The sequence below is a fragment of the Methylocystis bryophila genome (assembly GCF_027925445.1).
In the GTDB taxonomy this organism is placed as follows: domain Bacteria; phylum Pseudomonadota; class Alphaproteobacteria; order Rhizobiales; family Beijerinckiaceae; genus Methylocystis; species Methylocystis bryophila.
In genome coordinates this window covers 3,685,431-3,700,586 of sequence record NZ_AP027149.1, presented here as the reverse complement: position 1 = coordinate 3,700,586, position 15,156 = coordinate 3,685,431, and the positions used below count along the sequence as shown (strand labels likewise).

The window sequence follows — 15,156 nt, the reverse complement described above, 5'->3', positions numbered from 1 at the left end:
ATCCCATTCTTGGCGTCGCGCCGCTTGCGCGGTAACAACAAAAAAGCCGAGCGAACGCCCGGCTTTAATGCTTTGCTTTTTGGCCCCGCGCCAGAGACGGCGCGGCAGAGCGTTAGCGCTTCGAGAACTGGAAGCTCCTGCGCGCTTTGCGCTTGCCGTATTTCTTGCGCTCGACGACGCGCGAGTCGCGGGTGAGGAAGCCCTCGCGCTTCAAGGCCGAGCGCAGCTCTGGCTCGTAATGAGTGAGCGCCTTGGACAGGCCGTGGCGCACGGCGCCGGCTTGGCCGGAGAGACCACCGCCGGCGACCGAAACGACCAGGTCGTATTGTCCCGAGCGCTTCGCGACGACGAGCGGCTGCTGGATGATCATGCGCAGCACCGGCCGCGCGAAATAGACACCGACGTCGCGGCCGTTGACGCTGATGCGGCCCGTGCCGGGCTTGATCCAGACGCGGGCGATCGCGTTCTTGCGTTTGCCGGTCGCATAGGCCCTGCCGTGCTTGTCGAGCTTCTGCTCGCGCAGCGGCGTGGTCTGGACGACCGTCTCGCCGGCGGCGTCTTTGAGGTCGGAGAGGGAGGAGAGCGTGGTCTCGGACATGGTCATGCGCTCCGGGAATTCTTGCGGTTCAAGGCGGCGACGTCGAGAGGCGTCGGGTTTTGCGCGGCGTGCGGATGCTCCGCGCCCTTGTAGACGCGCAGATTGCCGAGTTGCTGACGGCCAAGCGGCCCGCGCGGCAGCATGCGCTGCACGGCCTTCTCGAGGATGCGCTCAGGAAAACGCCCTTCGAGAATGAACTTCGCCGAACGCTCCTTCACCCCGCCGGGATAGCCCGTGTGATGGTGATAGACTTTCTGGTCGCGTTTCCTTCCGGTGAACACCACCTTGTCGGCGTTGACGACGACGATATTGTCGCCGTCGTCCATGTGCGGCGTGAAGGTCGCCTTGTGCTTGCCGCGCAGCCGAAGCGCGATGAGCGAAGCGAGGCGGCCGACGACGAGACCTTTGGCGTCGATCAGCACCCATCGCTTCTCGATGTCGGCGGGCTTCGCCGAATAGGTTTTTCCAAACATCTGGGAGAGTTTCCGTGCGGTATTGGGGCCGCCCAGTGCGGCGAAGCGCCGCTGATAGGCGAGACGGCGCAGAAAGTCAAACAGGAACCGCCGCGAAACCCCGAGAAAGCGGGCGGCAGACGGTAGTGGTAGCATAATACCACAAAAACCCATCGGATCCATTCGGCGCTGCCGCAGCACGCTACGTATATGCCACGCTCTTGCCGCCGTCGGAGTGGGGCGACACGTAAACTCCGTCGACCACGCGTCGAAAGCGCGGCGCGCGCGTCGAGCGGGGAGTATCGATGTCGCAACCTTCGGAAAGTGAAAATTCGGTCGCGGTGATGACGGGATGCGCGCTTGTGGGCGCGCTCGTCTGCGCCGCAATCTTTGCCGTGACCATGGGTCCGACGGGAGGCCTGATCGGCGCTCTGGTCGGCGGTTTCGTGGGCGCCTTGCTGGCGGAGGTCTGAACGCGGAGGCCCGCGTCTCCCGCCGTAATCTGAACAATTTTGCCCGCGCATATGGTTGATAGGCCCCGCGCTCCCCAGCTTTTTGGGAAAGAGCAAGGGGGCGGACGCGACCGCGTGAAGAAAATCACGAAACTCTTCGAAGACATGCCGGCCGCCTTCGCTTTGGCGGTTCTTGCGAGCGGCGCCGCGGCGGAACCCGCGCCGGGACCGCAGGACCCGCTGACGGGGAAGAAGGTTGAGCTGCGCGGCGTGGAGGAGGGGCTTCGGAATCTCACGGAGGAAAAGCGCAAGCTCGACCAGGGCCTGGAGCGCATCGAGACCGAAAGAAGCCGTCTCGCGCAGGTCTTGATCGAAGCGGCGGCGAAGCTGCGCGACACGGAAAAGCAAACGGCGGAAATAGAATCAGAGCTGCAAAAGATCGACGGTCGGGAGGAGACCTTGCGCGCCTCCTTGCACGCAAGGCGCGCGCTGATCGGCGAGGTGCTGCTCGTGCTGCAGCGGATGAATCGCCGGCCGCCGCCTGCTGTCCTCGCCGAGCCGGAAGATATTTTGAAAGCCCTGCGCGCCGCGATGACGATGGGCGCCGTGCTGCCGCAGATGCGCGGCGAAACCTTGAAGCTGCAAAATGATCTAAGCGAGCTGGTGCAGCTGCGCGAGGCGGCGCACAACCAACGAGCGGCGCTCGCGCATCGCCGCGACGAGCTCACTTTGCAGCGCGCCAATCTCGAGCAAATGATCGAAGACCGGCGCGCGGCGTCGCGTCAGATTACGAGCGAACGCGCGGCCCAGGAAGAGCGCGCGCGAAAGCTCGCGGAACAGGCGACGAGCATCAAAGAGCTCATCGCGCGGATGGAGAAGGAAAGCGAGGCGGCGCGGCTGGGCGCGCAGGCGGCCAGGGAGGCCGAGGCCAGGCGCGAGGCCGCTGACGCTCAAGCTTCGCGCGAGCAGCGCGCGAAGGCGCTCGCCCAGCCCTTCCGGGATCCGGCGCGGCTCGCGCCCGCGGTCGGCTTCGCCGATCTCAAAGGCAAGCTTCAGCTGCCCGCCGTCGGCTATTTTGTGCGACGCTTCGGCGCGCAGGACGGCTACGGCGGCGTGGAAAGAGGCGATTCGCTGCAGGTTCGGGAAAACGGCCTCGTTTCAGCTCCTTGCGATGGATGGGTGGCCTATGCGGGTCCCTATCGCAGCTACGGAGGACTCTTGATCATCAACGCCGGCGGCGGCTATTATGTCGTCTTGGCAGGGGTGGCCAGAATGAATGTGGGCGTGGGACAGTTCGTTCTCGCAGGAGAGCCTGTCGCGAGCATGGGTGACGGCTCGGTGAAGACCGCCGCGACCGTCGCGATTGGCGCAAAACAGCCCATTTTATATGTCGAGATCCGCAAGGACGGAAACTCGATAGACCCGAGCTCATGGTGGGCCCGGTCTGACACCCGGAAGGTTGGCGGATGATTCGAAAGACTGCACTCCTTGCGACCGGCATCGCGATTGGCGCCGGATGCGCAACCTTGGGCCAGCAAGCCCGCAGCCTTCTCAGCGCGGAAGCGGTGGCTGCGCCTGCAGACACTTACAAAAATTTGAACCTTTTCGGCGACGTGTTCGACAAGGTGCGCAGCGATTACGTCGAGAAGCCCGACGAGCAGAAGATGGTCGAGTCGGCGATCAACGGCATGCTCATGTCGCTCGATCCGCATTCGAGCTATCTCGACGCCAAGGGCTTCAAGGAAATGCGTACGCAGGTCGAGGGGCGCTTCGGCGGCCTCGGCATTGAGGTCACGCAAGAGGACGGAGTCGTCAAGGTCGTGTCGCCGATCGACGATACGCCCGCCTCGCGCGCCGGCATCACCACCGGCGATTTGATCGTCGGAATCGATGACGAGAGCGTGCAGGGACTCACCCTCAATCAGGCCGTCGACAAGATGCGCGGCCAGATCAACACGCCGGTGAAGCTCACCATCCTTCGCGGAAACAAAGACAAGCAGAAGATCGACGTCAAGCTCACGCGCGCCGAGATTCGCGTCAAATCCGTGAAGTGGCACAAGCTCAATGATGACGTGGGCTACATCCGCATCTCGGCGTTCAACGAAGAGACCGCCGACGGCCTCAAGAACGCGATGCAGAAGATCCAGGAAGAGATCCCCGCGGACAAGTTCAAGGGCTATGTCATCGATCTGCGCAACAATCCGGGCGGCTTGCTCGAGCAGTCGATCCAGGTCGTCAACGACTTTATCGATCACGGAGAGATCGTGTCGACGCGCGGCCGCAACGCCGACGAGACAATGCGCTACAACGCGCATCAGGGCGACCTCTCCAAGGGCAAGCAGGTCGTCGTGCTGATCAACGGCGGCTCGGCCTCCGCGTCCGAGATCGTCGCTGGCGCGCTGCAGGATCACAAGCGCGCGACGCTGATTGGCACGCGCTCCTTCGGCAAGGGCTCGGTGCAGACGATCATCCCGCTCGGCGGCGCCAATGGCGCGCTGCGCCTCACCACGGCGCGCTACTACACGCCGTCGGGCCGTTCGATCCAGGCGAAGGGCATCGATCCCGACATCGTCCTGCTGCAGGACGTGCCCGACGATCAGAAGGGCCGCGACGAGACGCGCGGCGAGGCGTCGCTGCGCGGACATCTGAAGAATGGCGACGAGGAGAAGAGCGGTTCGCAGGCCTATGTCCCGACGGACGAAGCCAAGGACAAGCAGCTCTCCGCCGCGATCGATTTTCTGCACGGCAAGTCCAAGGCGCAGATCCTCGCCGCCGTCGAAGCGCAGAAGATCGAGGCGGCGAAGGCCGCGGCGCTGAAGGAAGCCTCCGCGAAGGACCCCGCCAAGGACGGTCAGAAAGAGGCGGCGAAGGAGCCGACTAAGGACGCCACCGGCAAGGCCGACGCCAAGAAGGCGAATTGATCGGACAAGCAGGCGAATTGATCAAAAAGGGCGCTCTTCGGAGCGCCCTTTGAGTTTGGAGGCGGGTGGTGGTGTTGCCACGGCCGGCGCTTGTGCGGAACGTGGCGAGTGATGAGGATACAAGCTTCGCTCGCAGCGCTTCGCGGTGGCCAGGGAGCCTAGAAAGTGCAGTTTCATCCCCGCGTTTGTCCCGCCCCGGTCAAAACATTCTGCGTAGCGATATTGGCCGCCCTGCTCGCGTCTACGCCTCTCCGGGCCGATGAAGCGACTTGGTTCTTCACGCCCAAGGAAGGGAATGAGCCGACCAAATTTGGATACACAAGCGGGTTCTCGGGAGAATCGATCTTCGTTTTTGGGCGGTGCGAGAGCGACGGTCACGGGGCCAAATACGTTCAAATGGAAATTTCTTTCAAGAATGCGGCGTTGGCCGAATTGGTTGGTTCAGAAGCCTATCCCTGGGTGAATTTTGTCACGGACGGCGAAGCGATGAAATTCGCTATCGAACAGCTAAGCTTGGATGAGGCTGGGCCGTCGTTATGGACCTCGAAAGTTGGCAATCTTTCAAAGGATCTGTTTGAAGAGCTGGCGATCACAAAGAAGCTGTCGATGCAGCTGCTCGCGAACGACAAGGTGCTGGATGTCTATCAGGCGCCGAGCGATCGCGGACGGAAGGAGGCGATGGCGCAGGTATTGAAGGAGTGTTTTTGAGTCATGGCTCTGAGAGCGGAACCGCCCCCGGTCAAACCGGTCTCTGATAATTGCCTCGTCGCTCGGGCGGCGCCTTGCGCGACCACTCGTCAAGGCGCGTTCCACGCCTGCTCCGCTCGCGCTTCGCCCCTTCGGGTGACGAGCCGTCGCGCAAGGCGCAGTTCATCATCCATATCCCTTTGGTGAGCTTTGCTCGCCCTTGCGCGCAAAGCTCACCAAAGGGATATGCAAGCCTTCCTCCGCATCCGGCGTCGTCGGTCAGCCGAAGGCCCGGAACCGCGAAGTGGTTTGACGGACGACACCGAATGGGGGCAATCCACCGAACCAGTCGCGTCCTGAAATTTCCTGCGGCCACGCTTTGCCCAAGCGCAGGGTATTTCCGCCTCAATACCCAAACTGCTCTTTGAGTATCCGCTCCTCCAGCGAATGCCCCGGATCGTGCAGCAATACGTGGCGGGTGGATTGGTCCATCGAGACGTCGACCGCGACGATGTCGCGGAATTCGTCGTGGTCGGCGACGACGGAGACGGGGCGTTTATCGGCTTCCAGCACCTCGAGGCGGATTGTGGCGGAGTCTGGCAGCAGCGCGCCGTGCCAGCGGCGCGGGCGGAAGGCGGAGATCGGGGTTACCGCCATCAGCGGCGCGTTGAGCGGGAGGATCGGCCCATGCGCTGAGAGGTTGTAGGCGGTCGAGCCCGCCGGCGTGGACACGAGAACGCCGTCGGCGACGAGCTCGGCCATCGCCTCCTTGCCGTCTACAAAGATGCGGATCTTGGCGATCTGCGAGGTCTGCCGCAGCAGCGACACGTCGTTGATCGCATGCGCCCGAAACTCCGAGCCCTTGGCGTCGACGGCCTGCATCAGCAGCGGGTGGATGATCGAGCGCTTGGCGGCTGTGATGCGCTTGCGCAGGCTCGTCTCACGATATTGGTTCATCAGGAAGCCGACGGAGCCGCGGTTCATGCCGTAGATCGGCTTGCCGTCGCCGAGATAGCGATGCAGCACGCGCAGCATCAACCCGTCACCGCCGAGCGCGACGATGCAATCGGCTTCTTCCGGCGGCGCGTCCCCATATTTCTCGACGAGGCGCGCGCGCGCTTCCTCCGCCTCGGGCGAACCGGAGGAAAGAAAGGCCAATGTCCGGGCGGGATTGGCCAGGGGATCTTCCGTTTCTGCTTCGCCTCCCGCGCCCATGATCGCCCTCTCAAGCTTTGGGCCGCCTCTCCGCCGGGGGCCAGGGACGCCTACTCCTACACTGCCGGCGCAACGAAAGAAACTTGCCGGAAGCGTCGCTTTTTTGTCGCTCTGCACCAGTTAGAAGAAGCCGCGCTGCGGCGCCAGGAGAACGGGAAATGGTCGAAGCTTTGAGGCGAACGCCGCTGCATGCGCTGCATCTTGAGCTTGGCGCGCGCATGGGGCCCTTCGCCGGCTACGACATGCCGATCCAATATCCAGCGGGCGTTCTAAAGGAGCATTTGCACACGCGCGCGAGCGCGGGGCTTTTTGACGTCTCCCACATGGGCCAGCTTTGGCTGCGCGCAAAATCCGGTCGCTATGACGACCTCGCCCTCGCGCTCGAGACGCTCGTTCCGATCGATCTCTTGGGGCTCGCGCCGGGGCGGCAGCGCTATGGTTTTCTCACTTGTGAGAACGGCGGGATCTCTGACGATCTGATGATCGCCCGTTACGACGACTCGGTGCTCATTATTTGCAACGCCGCGCGCAAGGCGGAAGATGAGGCGTCTTTGCGCGCGCGCCTCTCGGACGCCTGCGAAATCGATACGATCGAGCGCGGGCTGATCGCGCTGCAAGGCCCGCGCGCCGCGGAGGCGCTCTTAGGGCTTGCTCCCGAAGTCGGCGACATGCGTTTCATGGACGCGCGCGAGACGGTCATTCGCTGCGCGGCGAGCTATGTGACGCGCTCGGGCTATACGGGCGAGGACGGTTTCGAGATTTCCGTTCCGCTCGAAAAGACGGAAGAGATCGCCAAGGCGCTGCTCGCTGCGGAGGGCGTCGCGCCGATCGGCCTCGGCGCGCGCGATTCTCTTCGGCTCGAGGCCGGTCTTTGCCTTTACGGCGCCGATCTTGACGAGGCGACGACGCCCATCGAGGCCGATCTCGCCTGGGCCATTCCAAAAGCCCGCCGCCGTGGGGGCGCGCGGGCCGGCGGGTTTCCTGGCGCAGAGACGATTTTGGCCGAGCTTGAGGCCGGCCCGAAGTGTCTGCGCGTGGGCCTCAAGCCCAAGGGCCGCGCCCCGGTCCGCGCCGGCGCAGGGGTTTATGCCGATGAGACGGATGCTGCTCCCGTCGGGCGCGTGACCTCAGGCGGCTTTTCCCCAAGTCTCGACGCGCCGATCTCGATGGGCTATCTGCCGGCCTCGCTGGCTACGCCTGGAACCAGCGTATTCCTTGAGCTGCGCGGCCAGAGAGCGCCGGCGGAAGTCCTCGCGTTCCCTTTCGTTCCGCATCATTATCGGCGCGCCTGATTCGCCTCGATCAACGGGAGACGAGCCTTGCTGAAATACACCGCAGACCACGAATGGTTGAAGCGCGAGGGCGATGTCGTGACGATCGGCATCACCGATCATGCGGCCGAGACGCTCGGCGATCTCGTTTTCGTTGAGCTTCCCGAAGTCGGGGCGCGCTTCAAAGCGGGCGACGGCGCCGCCGTCGTCGAATCGGTCAAGGCCGCCTCCGACGTTTTCGCACCGCTCGAAGGCGAGATCGTGGAGGTCAATCAGGCGATCGTCGACGATCCCGGCGCGGTGAATCGCGATCCGCAAGGCGCCGGCTGGTTCTTCAAGCTGAAGCCCGCCGATCCGAGCGCTTTCGACGCGCTGCTCGATGAAGCCGCCTATCGCGCGACGCTTGGTTAGGCCGGCGCGAGCAGCTATCTTGGCGCTGTCTATGGGGTAAGGCCAAGCCGGGCTTCGGCCAACGGAAAACGCTATCGCGGAGAGGCGCATGAGCGAAGACCGCTACGAACCCTATGATTTCGCCAACCGCCGCCACATCGGCCCTTCGCCGGAAGAGATCCGCGATATGCTCGCGGTCGTGGGCGCGCCTTCGCTCGAAGCGCTGATCGACGAGACGGTCCCGCACGATATTCGCGTCAAGGAGCCGCTCGATCTCGGCGCGCCGCTTTCGGAGCGCGGCGCGCTCGATCGTCTGCGCGAGACGGCGAATAAGAATCGCGTGCTCGAGTCGCTGATCGGGCAAGGCTATCACGGCACGATCACGCCGCCGGCGATCCAGCGCGACATTTTGGAGAATCCGGCCTGGTACACGGCCTACACGCCTTATCAGCCCGAGATCAGCCAGGGCCGGCTCGAAGCCTTGCTGAACTTCCAAACCGCCGTTTCGGATTTGACCGGGCTCGACATCGCCAACGCCTCGCTGCTCGACGAGGCGACGGCGGCGGCCGAAGCCATGGCGCTCGCCCATCGCGTCACCAAGTCCAAAGCCAACGCCTTCTTCGTCGACGAGAATGCGCTGCCGCAGAGCATCGCGGTGATGCGCACGCGCGCCGAGCCGCTCGGCTGGCGCATCGTCGTCGGCGATCCGTTCAAGGAGCTGAAGCCCGAGGAGGTCTTTGGCGCGCTTTTCCAATATCCGGGCGTGACGGGCGCCTTTCACGATTTCTCTGAGCCGATCGCAAAGCTTCATGCGGCGCAGGCGATCTCCGTCGTCGCCGCCGACCCGCTGGCGTTGACTCTGTTGAAATCGCCGGGCGAGATGGGCGCCGATGTCGCGATCGGCTCGATGCAGCGCTTCGGCGCGCCGATGGGTTATGGCGGTCCCCACGCCGCCTATATCGCAGTCAAGGACGCGCATAAGCGCGCGCTGCCGGGACGCCTCGTCGGCGTCTCGATCGACGCGCGAGGAAACCGCGCCTACCGCCTCGCGCTGCAGACGCGCGAGCAGCACATTCGACGAGAGAACGCGACCTCGAACATCTGCACGGCGCAGGCGCTGCCCGCGATCATCGCTTCGATGTATGCGGTCTTCCATGGACCGAAGGGGTTGAAGGCCATCGCCGAGCGCATTCATCGCAAGGCCGCGCGCCTTGCCGAAGGCCTCGCTTCGTTAGGCTTCGAGATTGCGCCGCAGGAGTTCTTCGACACGATCACGGTCGCGGTCGGCCCCTATCAGGGGCTTATCATGAAGAACGCCGTCGACAATGGAGTCAATCTCCGCAAGGTCGGCCGCGATCGCATCGGGATCACCGTCGACGAGCGCACGCGGCCCGCGACATTGGAAGCGGTGTGGCGCGCTTTTGGCGGCTACGATCTCGTCTATCGCGACGACTACCCGGAATCTCGGCTGCCGAAGGCGCTCGAGCGCCAATCGACCTATCTGACGCATCCGGTCTTCCATATGAACCGCGCAGAAAGCGAGATGACGCGTTACATGCGTCGTCTCGCCGACCGCGATCTCGCGCTTGATCGCGCGATGATTCCGCTCGGCTCCTGCACCATGAAGCTCAACGCCACGGCCGAGATGCTGCCGATCAGCTGGCCGGAGTTCGCCGAACTGCATCCTTTCGCGCCCGCGGATCAGGCGCTGGGATATGCGGAGCTCCTCGCGGATCTGTCGCAAAAGCTTTGCGCGATCACCGGCTATGACGCCTTCTCGATGCAGCCGAACTCCGGCGCGCAGGGCGAATTTGCGGGCCTCCTCACGATCCGCGCCTATCACGCGAGCCGCGGCGAGGATCGTCGCCGCATCTGCCTCATTCCCGCTTCCGCGCATGGGACGAACCCGGCATCCGCCTCGATGTGCGGGATGCAGGTCGTCGTCGTCGCCACCGACGCTAAAGGCAATATCGACGTCGCCGATTTTCGCGCCAAGGCGCAGGCGCATCGCGACGCGCTTGCCGCGGCGATGATCACCTATCCTTCGACGCATGGCGTCTTCGAGGAGAGCGTGCGCGAGATCTGCGCCATCATCCATGCCGAGGGCGGACAAGTTTATATGGACGGCGCGAATCTCAACGCGCTCGTCGGTCTCGCGAGGCCGGGCGACATGGGCGCCGACGTCGGCCACCTCAATCTCCACAAGACCTTCTGCATTCCGCATGGGGGCGGCGGCCCCGGCATGGGGCCCATCGGCGTCAAGGCGCATCTCGCCCCCTTTCTGCCCGGTCACCCAGAGACGGGCGGCTCGTCCTTGACGGTCGCGGCCTCGCCTTTCGGGTCGGGATCGATCCTGCCGATCTCCTGGAGCTATTGCCTGTTGATGGGCGGCGCGGGGCTGACGCAGGCGACGCGCATCGCCATCCTCTCCGCGAACTACATCGCGCGTCGCTTGAGCGGCGCTTATGACGTGCTCTACACGGGCGCCAAGGGGCGCGTCGCGCATGAATGCATCGTCGACGTGCGCCCCTTGCAGCAAGAGGCGGGCGTGACCGTGGAGGACGTCGCCAAGCGCCTCATCGATTGCGGCTTCCATCCGCCGACGATGAGTTGGCCGGTCGCCGGAACTCTCATGATCGAGCCGACCGAGTCCGAGACCAAGGCCGAGATTGATCGCTTCTGCGACGCGATGCTCTATATCCGCGAGGAGGCGCGCGCCATCGCCGAAGGGCGCATGGACCGGTCGGACAATCCGCTCAAGCGCGCGCCGCATACGGTCGAGGATCTTGTCGGCGAATGGACGCGGCCCTATTCGCGCGAAGCGGCCTGCTTCCCCAAAGGCGCCTTCCGCGTCGACAAATACTGGCCGCCGGTGAACCGAGTGGACAATGTCCATGGCGACCGACATCTCATCTGCTCCTGCCCCCCGATCGAAAGCTACGCCAAAGCCGCGGAGTAGCGCTCCCATGACGACCCGCGACCGCATCGTGATGTGCGCGCCCGACCATTATTGCGTCGATTACGTCATCAATCCGTGGATGGAGCATCAGATTGGGCAGGCGGATCTGGCCCGCGCCCGCAAGGAATGGGACGCTCTGCGCAGCCTGCTGGCGCAGCGCGCCGAATTGCTTTTCGTTCGCCCGGAGCCCGGGCTGCCGGACATGGTCTTCACGGCCAACGCGGGCCTGGCCTTTGATCGGACCGTCGTTCTCGCTCGCTTCATGACCGAGGAGCGCCGGCCGGAGGAGCCCTTCTTTCAGGCGTTCTTCGAAGCCCAGGGCTTCTCGGTCGCGCCTTGGCCGGACGAAATCCCCTTCGAGGGCGCGGGAGACGCTTTGCCGGACGCAAAGCGCGAGTTGATCTGGTGCGGCCACGGCTGGCGCACCAGTCCCGAGGCGCCGCCGCTGCTCGAAGCGATCTTTGACCGGCCCGCCGTCAGCCTTCGCCTCGTGGACCCGCGCTTCTACCATCTCGACACCTGTTTCTGTCCGCTCTCCGACGGGTGGCTCATGTATTATCCGGGAGCCTTCGACGCGGAGTCGCTCGAGACGATCGCGCGGCTTGCGCCGCCCGAGCGCCGCCTTGAGATCCAGCTCGCGGACGCGCTTCATTTCGCGTGCAACGCGGTCGAGAGCGGCGGGCGCCTCATCCTCAATGAGGCCTCCGCCGGCTTGCAACATCGTTTGCGAGAGGCGGGCTTTGAGCCGATGCTGACGCCGCTCGGAGAATTCATCAAGGCGGGCGGCGCGGCGAAATGTTTGACGCTGAAATTGAACGCGACGCGCATGGAAGAGGCGCGATGAGCGAAGGCCGGCTGCTCGCTCCCTTTGCCGCGCCCTATGCGGAGGACGATGCGCAAATCGCGGCGCGGCTCCTCGCGCGCCGCCCGGATCCAGGCGCGCGCGATGCGACGGAGGCGTTGGCGCGAGAGCTCGTCGCGGCGTCGCGCCCGCAGGGGCTTCTCATCGGCGGCATAGAAGATTTTCTGCGCGAATTCTCGCTCACCTCGCGTGAGGGCCTCGCCGTCATGGCGCTGGCCGAGTCGCTGCTTCGGGTGCCGGACGATGAGACGCTCGATCGACTGCTCGCTGACAAGCTCGCGGTTGGCGACTTCGCGCATCATCGCATCGCCGGCGACGCGCTGCTCGTGCAGGCCTGCGCCTTCGCGCTGGGCCTCTCGGCGCGCTTGTTCGAGGAGGGCGCGTCTCCGCATGGCGCGGCTGAGAGCGTCGCGCGACGCCTCGGGCTTCCGGCGCTGCGCCTCGCCGCCAAGCAGGCGATGCGGCTGATGGGCGCTCATTTCGTCTTCGGCGAGACGATCGAGAACGCGCTGTCGCGCCGCGCGCCGCATCTGCGCTATTCCTTCGACATGCTCGGCGAGGCGGCGCGGACGCAGGAGGACGCCGAACGCTACTTTGAGGCCTACGCTCATGCGATCGAGGCCGTCGGCGGAGCTGCGGGCGCGCAAGCGCTGCCAGAGCGGCCGGGCGTCTCGGTAAAGCTATCGGCGCTGCATCCGCGTTACGAGGCGATCTCGCGCGAGCGCGTGCTGGCAGAGCTCGCGCCGCGTCTGCTCGATCTCGCGCGATTGGCCCGGGAACACGATCTCGCCTTCACGATCGATGCGGAGGAAGCCGACCGTCTCGAGCTCTCTCTCGACGTGATGGCGCGCGTCGTCGCCGATCCCTCGCTCAAGGGCTGGGAGGGTTTTGGTCTGGCCGTGCAGGCCTATCAAAAGCGCGCCGAGGCCGTGATCGACCATGTCGCGGGCTGGGCCAAAACGCTTAACCGTCGCCTCATGCTGCGGCTCGTCAAGGGCGCCTATTGGGACCTCGAGATCAAGCGCGCGCAGGAGAGGGGGCTCGCCGACTATCCCGTCTTCACGCGCAAGGCGATGACCGACGCGAATTACCTCGCCTGCGCCGCGCGGCTCTTCGCCGAGCCGATGCTCTTTCCCCAATTCGCGACGCATAACGCGATGACGGCCGCAGCGATACTGGCGCAGGGCGCAAAGCCCGAGAGCTTCGAGTTTCAGCGTTTGCACGGCATGGGAGAAGGGCTCTACGGCCTTTTGCTCCAGAAGGGCGCGGCCGTGAGGGTCTATGCGCCGGTCGGAAAACATCGCGATCTGCTTGCCTATCTGGTGCGCCGCCTCATCGAGAACGGCGCCAATTCGTCCTATGTCGCGCGCCTCGCCGATCCGCATTGCGGTATTGAGGATCTGCTCGAAGATCCGTTTGCTGCGCTCGGCAGGCCTGAGAATGCGCGCCATCGCCATCTGCCGTTGCCGAAGGACCTCTATCGGCCTTTGCGTTCTAACTCTGACGGCGTCGAATTCGGCGACCAGAAAGCGCTGTCCGCGCTGCTCGTCGAGATTGACGCGTCGCGCGGCGCGAAATTTTTTGCGCAGCCCGCGAGCGCGTCGATGACGCAAAAGCGCGCGATCCACTCGCCCTTTGACGGAACGCGCGTTGGCGACGTCATCGAGGCCGACGCCGCGAGCCTCGATGTGGCGATGGCCGCCGCCCATCGCGCATTCTCCGCCTGGGGCGCGCAGCCTGCCGAGACGAGAGCGCAGATTCTGGAGCGAGCGGCGGCGCTTATCGAATCGCGCCGCGGGCGGCTCATCGCGCTCCTGCAAAGCGAGGGCGGCAAGACGCTCGACGACGCGCTCGCCGAAGTCAGGGAAGCCGCGGATTATTGCCGCTACTACGCCAATGTCGCCCGCGAGCTGATGCGCGAGCGCGCTCTCCCAGGGCCAACCGGGGAGGAAAATCGCTTGCGTCACGTCGGGCGCGGCGTGTTTGTCTGCATTTCGCCGTGGAACTTTCCCTTGGCGATCTTTGTCGGTCAGATTGCGGCGGCGCTTGTCGCCGGCAATGCGGTGGCGGCGAAGCCCGCTGAGCAAACGCCCCTCATTGGCTTCGAGGCCGTCGCGCTTCTGCGCGAGGCGGGCGTTCCGGCCGACGCGTTGCAATTCCTGCCCGGCGACGGCGCGGTCGGCGCATCGCTCGTCGCGCATGAGCTGACGGCTGGCGTCGTCTTCACGGGCTCGGTCGCGGTCGCGCAAGAGATCAACCGCGCGCTCGCCAAAAAGCCGGGGCCGATCGTTCCGCTCATTGCCGAAACGGGCGGGATCAATGCGATGATCGTCGATTCGACCGCGCTCTTCGAGCATGTCGCCGACGACGTCTGCGCTTCGGCTTTTCGCTCGGCCGGCCAGCGCTGCTCGGCCTTGCGCCTTCTTTATCTACAGGAGGAGATCTTTGACGCCTGCCTCGCGACGATCGTCGGCGCGGCGAAGGAGCTGCGCCTCGGCGATCCGGGCGATCCGGCGACCCATATCGGACCGGTGATTGACCGGGGAGCGAAGGCTGCGCTTGACGACTATCTTGCTCGCCGAAGGGCGGAGGGCAGCGTCGTCTATACGGGCGCGGCGCCGGGGCAGGGGTGCTTCGTTGCGCCACATGTCGTGCGGCTCAGCTCGGGGCGGGAGCTGAACCAAGAGATTTTCGGCCCCGTCCTGCATGTCGCGCCTTGGCGCGCTGGCGATTTCGATTCGCTTGTCGCGGAGATCATGGCGGCCAATTATGGGCTGACCATCGGCCTTCATTCGCGCATCGAGGCCCGCGCGAAGCGACTCGCGGCATTAGCTCCGGCGGGTAACATTTATATCAACCGCACGATGATCGGCGCCGTCGTCGGCTCTCAGCCCTTCGGCGGCTTCAATTTGAGCGGCACGGGGCCGAAGGCCGGCGGAGCTGACTATCTGAGGCGTTTTGTGCGCGAGATCACGGTGACGACCAACACGGCCGCGCTGGGAGGCGACCTCCGTCTTTGGGCGAGCGAGGAGTGATGCGCATTCGGGGACGCCAGGTGGGGGGCCTCTCTTGAGTCCCGGCGTCGACACAACAGATTGATGGGGCGGATGGCGCCGTCTCTGGGTTGCGGGCGCTGCCTGCGGCGCGAGTCGGAGTGTTGAAGAAATATCTGTTTCTATAAATAAACAGCGAAAAGTCGCGATTTGCCGACGCCGTTGGTTGCACAACTGTAGGTTGCATGCTAGGCGTGGTCGGCCCATTCCTGCGCGCCTCAGAGGAGTTCGCCGCGGGCCTTTATGCGCCGGCAACGAGACGGGCGCGCCGCTCAAGCGCGCTTCCCGCTCAGTGC

At 64.7% G+C, this 15,156-nt stretch carries 12 protein-coding genes; 9 read left to right on the top strand and 3 right to left on the bottom strand.

Annotated features, from left to right (window positions below; translation table 11 throughout):
- Positions 1–112: 112 nt before the first annotated feature.
- On the bottom strand, positions 113–598 hold the full coding sequence (gene rpsI, locus QMG80_RS17050) for a 30S ribosomal protein S9 (RefSeq protein WP_085770271.1): 486 nt from the start codon (positions 596–598) through the stop codon (positions 113–115).
- A 2-nt stretch (positions 599–600) separates the two neighbouring features.
- The gene (gene rplM / locus QMG80_RS17045) at positions 601–1,071 is read right to left on the bottom strand and encodes a 50S ribosomal protein L13 (RefSeq protein ID WP_085770270.1); all 471 of its coding nucleotides are present in this window, start codon (positions 1,069–1,071) and stop codon (positions 601–603) included.
- Positions 1,072–1,355: 284 nt separating this feature from the next.
- Here rplM and QMG80_RS17040 point away from each other — a divergent pair, with 284 nt between their 5' ends.
- From QMG80_RS17040 to QMG80_RS17025, 4 genes are all read left to right on the top strand, one after another.
- Positions 1,356–1,523, top strand: a complete 168-nt coding sequence (locus tag QMG80_RS17040; protein ID WP_158658570.1) for a hypothetical protein — start codon at positions 1,356–1,358, stop codon at positions 1,521–1,523.
- Between the two features lie 114 nt (positions 1,524–1,637).
- Entirely contained in the window at positions 1,638–2,972 is a 1,335-nt protein-coding gene (locus tag QMG80_RS17035; protein ID WP_158658569.1) for a murein hydrolase activator EnvC family protein, read from the top strand.
- Entirely contained in the window at positions 2,969–4,423 is a 1,455-nt protein-coding gene (locus QMG80_RS17030; protein ID WP_085770268.1) for a S41 family peptidase, read from the top strand. Before QMG80_RS17035 ends, QMG80_RS17030 begins: the two co-directional genes overlap by 4 nt.
- Before the next feature lie 165 nt (positions 4,424–4,588).
- The gene (locus tag QMG80_RS17025) at positions 4,589–5,131 is read left to right on the top strand and encodes a hypothetical protein (RefSeq protein ID WP_158658568.1); all 543 of its coding nucleotides are present in this window, start codon (positions 4,589–4,591) and stop codon (positions 5,129–5,131) included.
- Between the two features lie 384 nt (positions 5,132–5,515).
- Here QMG80_RS17025 and QMG80_RS17020 read toward each other — a convergent pair whose 3' ends face one another.
- The gene (locus QMG80_RS17020; RefSeq protein ID WP_085770266.1) at positions 5,516–6,325 is read right to left on the bottom strand and encodes an NAD kinase; all 810 of its coding nucleotides are present in this window, start codon (positions 6,323–6,325) and stop codon (positions 5,516–5,518) included.
- 158 nt (positions 6,326–6,483) lie between these two features.
- Here QMG80_RS17020 and gcvT point away from each other — a divergent pair, with 158 nt between their 5' ends.
- From gcvT to putA, 5 genes are all read left to right on the top strand, one after another.
- Entirely contained in the window at positions 6,484–7,617 is a 1,134-nt protein-coding gene (gene gcvT / locus QMG80_RS17015) for a glycine cleavage system aminomethyltransferase GcvT (RefSeq protein ID WP_085770265.1), read from the top strand.
- Positions 7,618–7,644: 27 nt separating this feature from the next.
- Entirely contained in the window at positions 7,645–8,007 is a 363-nt protein-coding gene (gene gcvH, locus QMG80_RS17010) for a glycine cleavage system protein GcvH (protein ID WP_085770264.1), read from the top strand.
- 88 nt (positions 8,008–8,095) lie between these two features.
- Complete coding sequence (gene gcvP, locus QMG80_RS17005) at positions 8,096–10,945, top strand: aminomethyl-transferring glycine dehydrogenase (RefSeq protein ID WP_085770263.1); 2,850 nt, start codon at positions 8,096–8,098, stop codon at positions 10,943–10,945.
- A gap of 7 nt (positions 10,946–10,952) precedes the next feature.
- Entirely contained in the window at positions 10,953–11,789 is an 837-nt protein-coding gene (locus tag QMG80_RS17000; protein WP_245300033.1) for a dimethylarginine dimethylaminohydrolase family protein, read from the top strand.
- Positions 11,786–14,842, top strand: coding sequence for a bifunctional proline dehydrogenase/L-glutamate gamma-semialdehyde dehydrogenase PutA (gene putA, locus QMG80_RS16995; protein ID WP_085770261.1), 3,057 nt, complete (start codon positions 11,786–11,788; stop codon positions 14,840–14,842). Before QMG80_RS17000 ends, putA begins: the two co-directional genes overlap by 4 nt.
- Positions 14,843–15,156 lie beyond the last annotated feature (314 nt).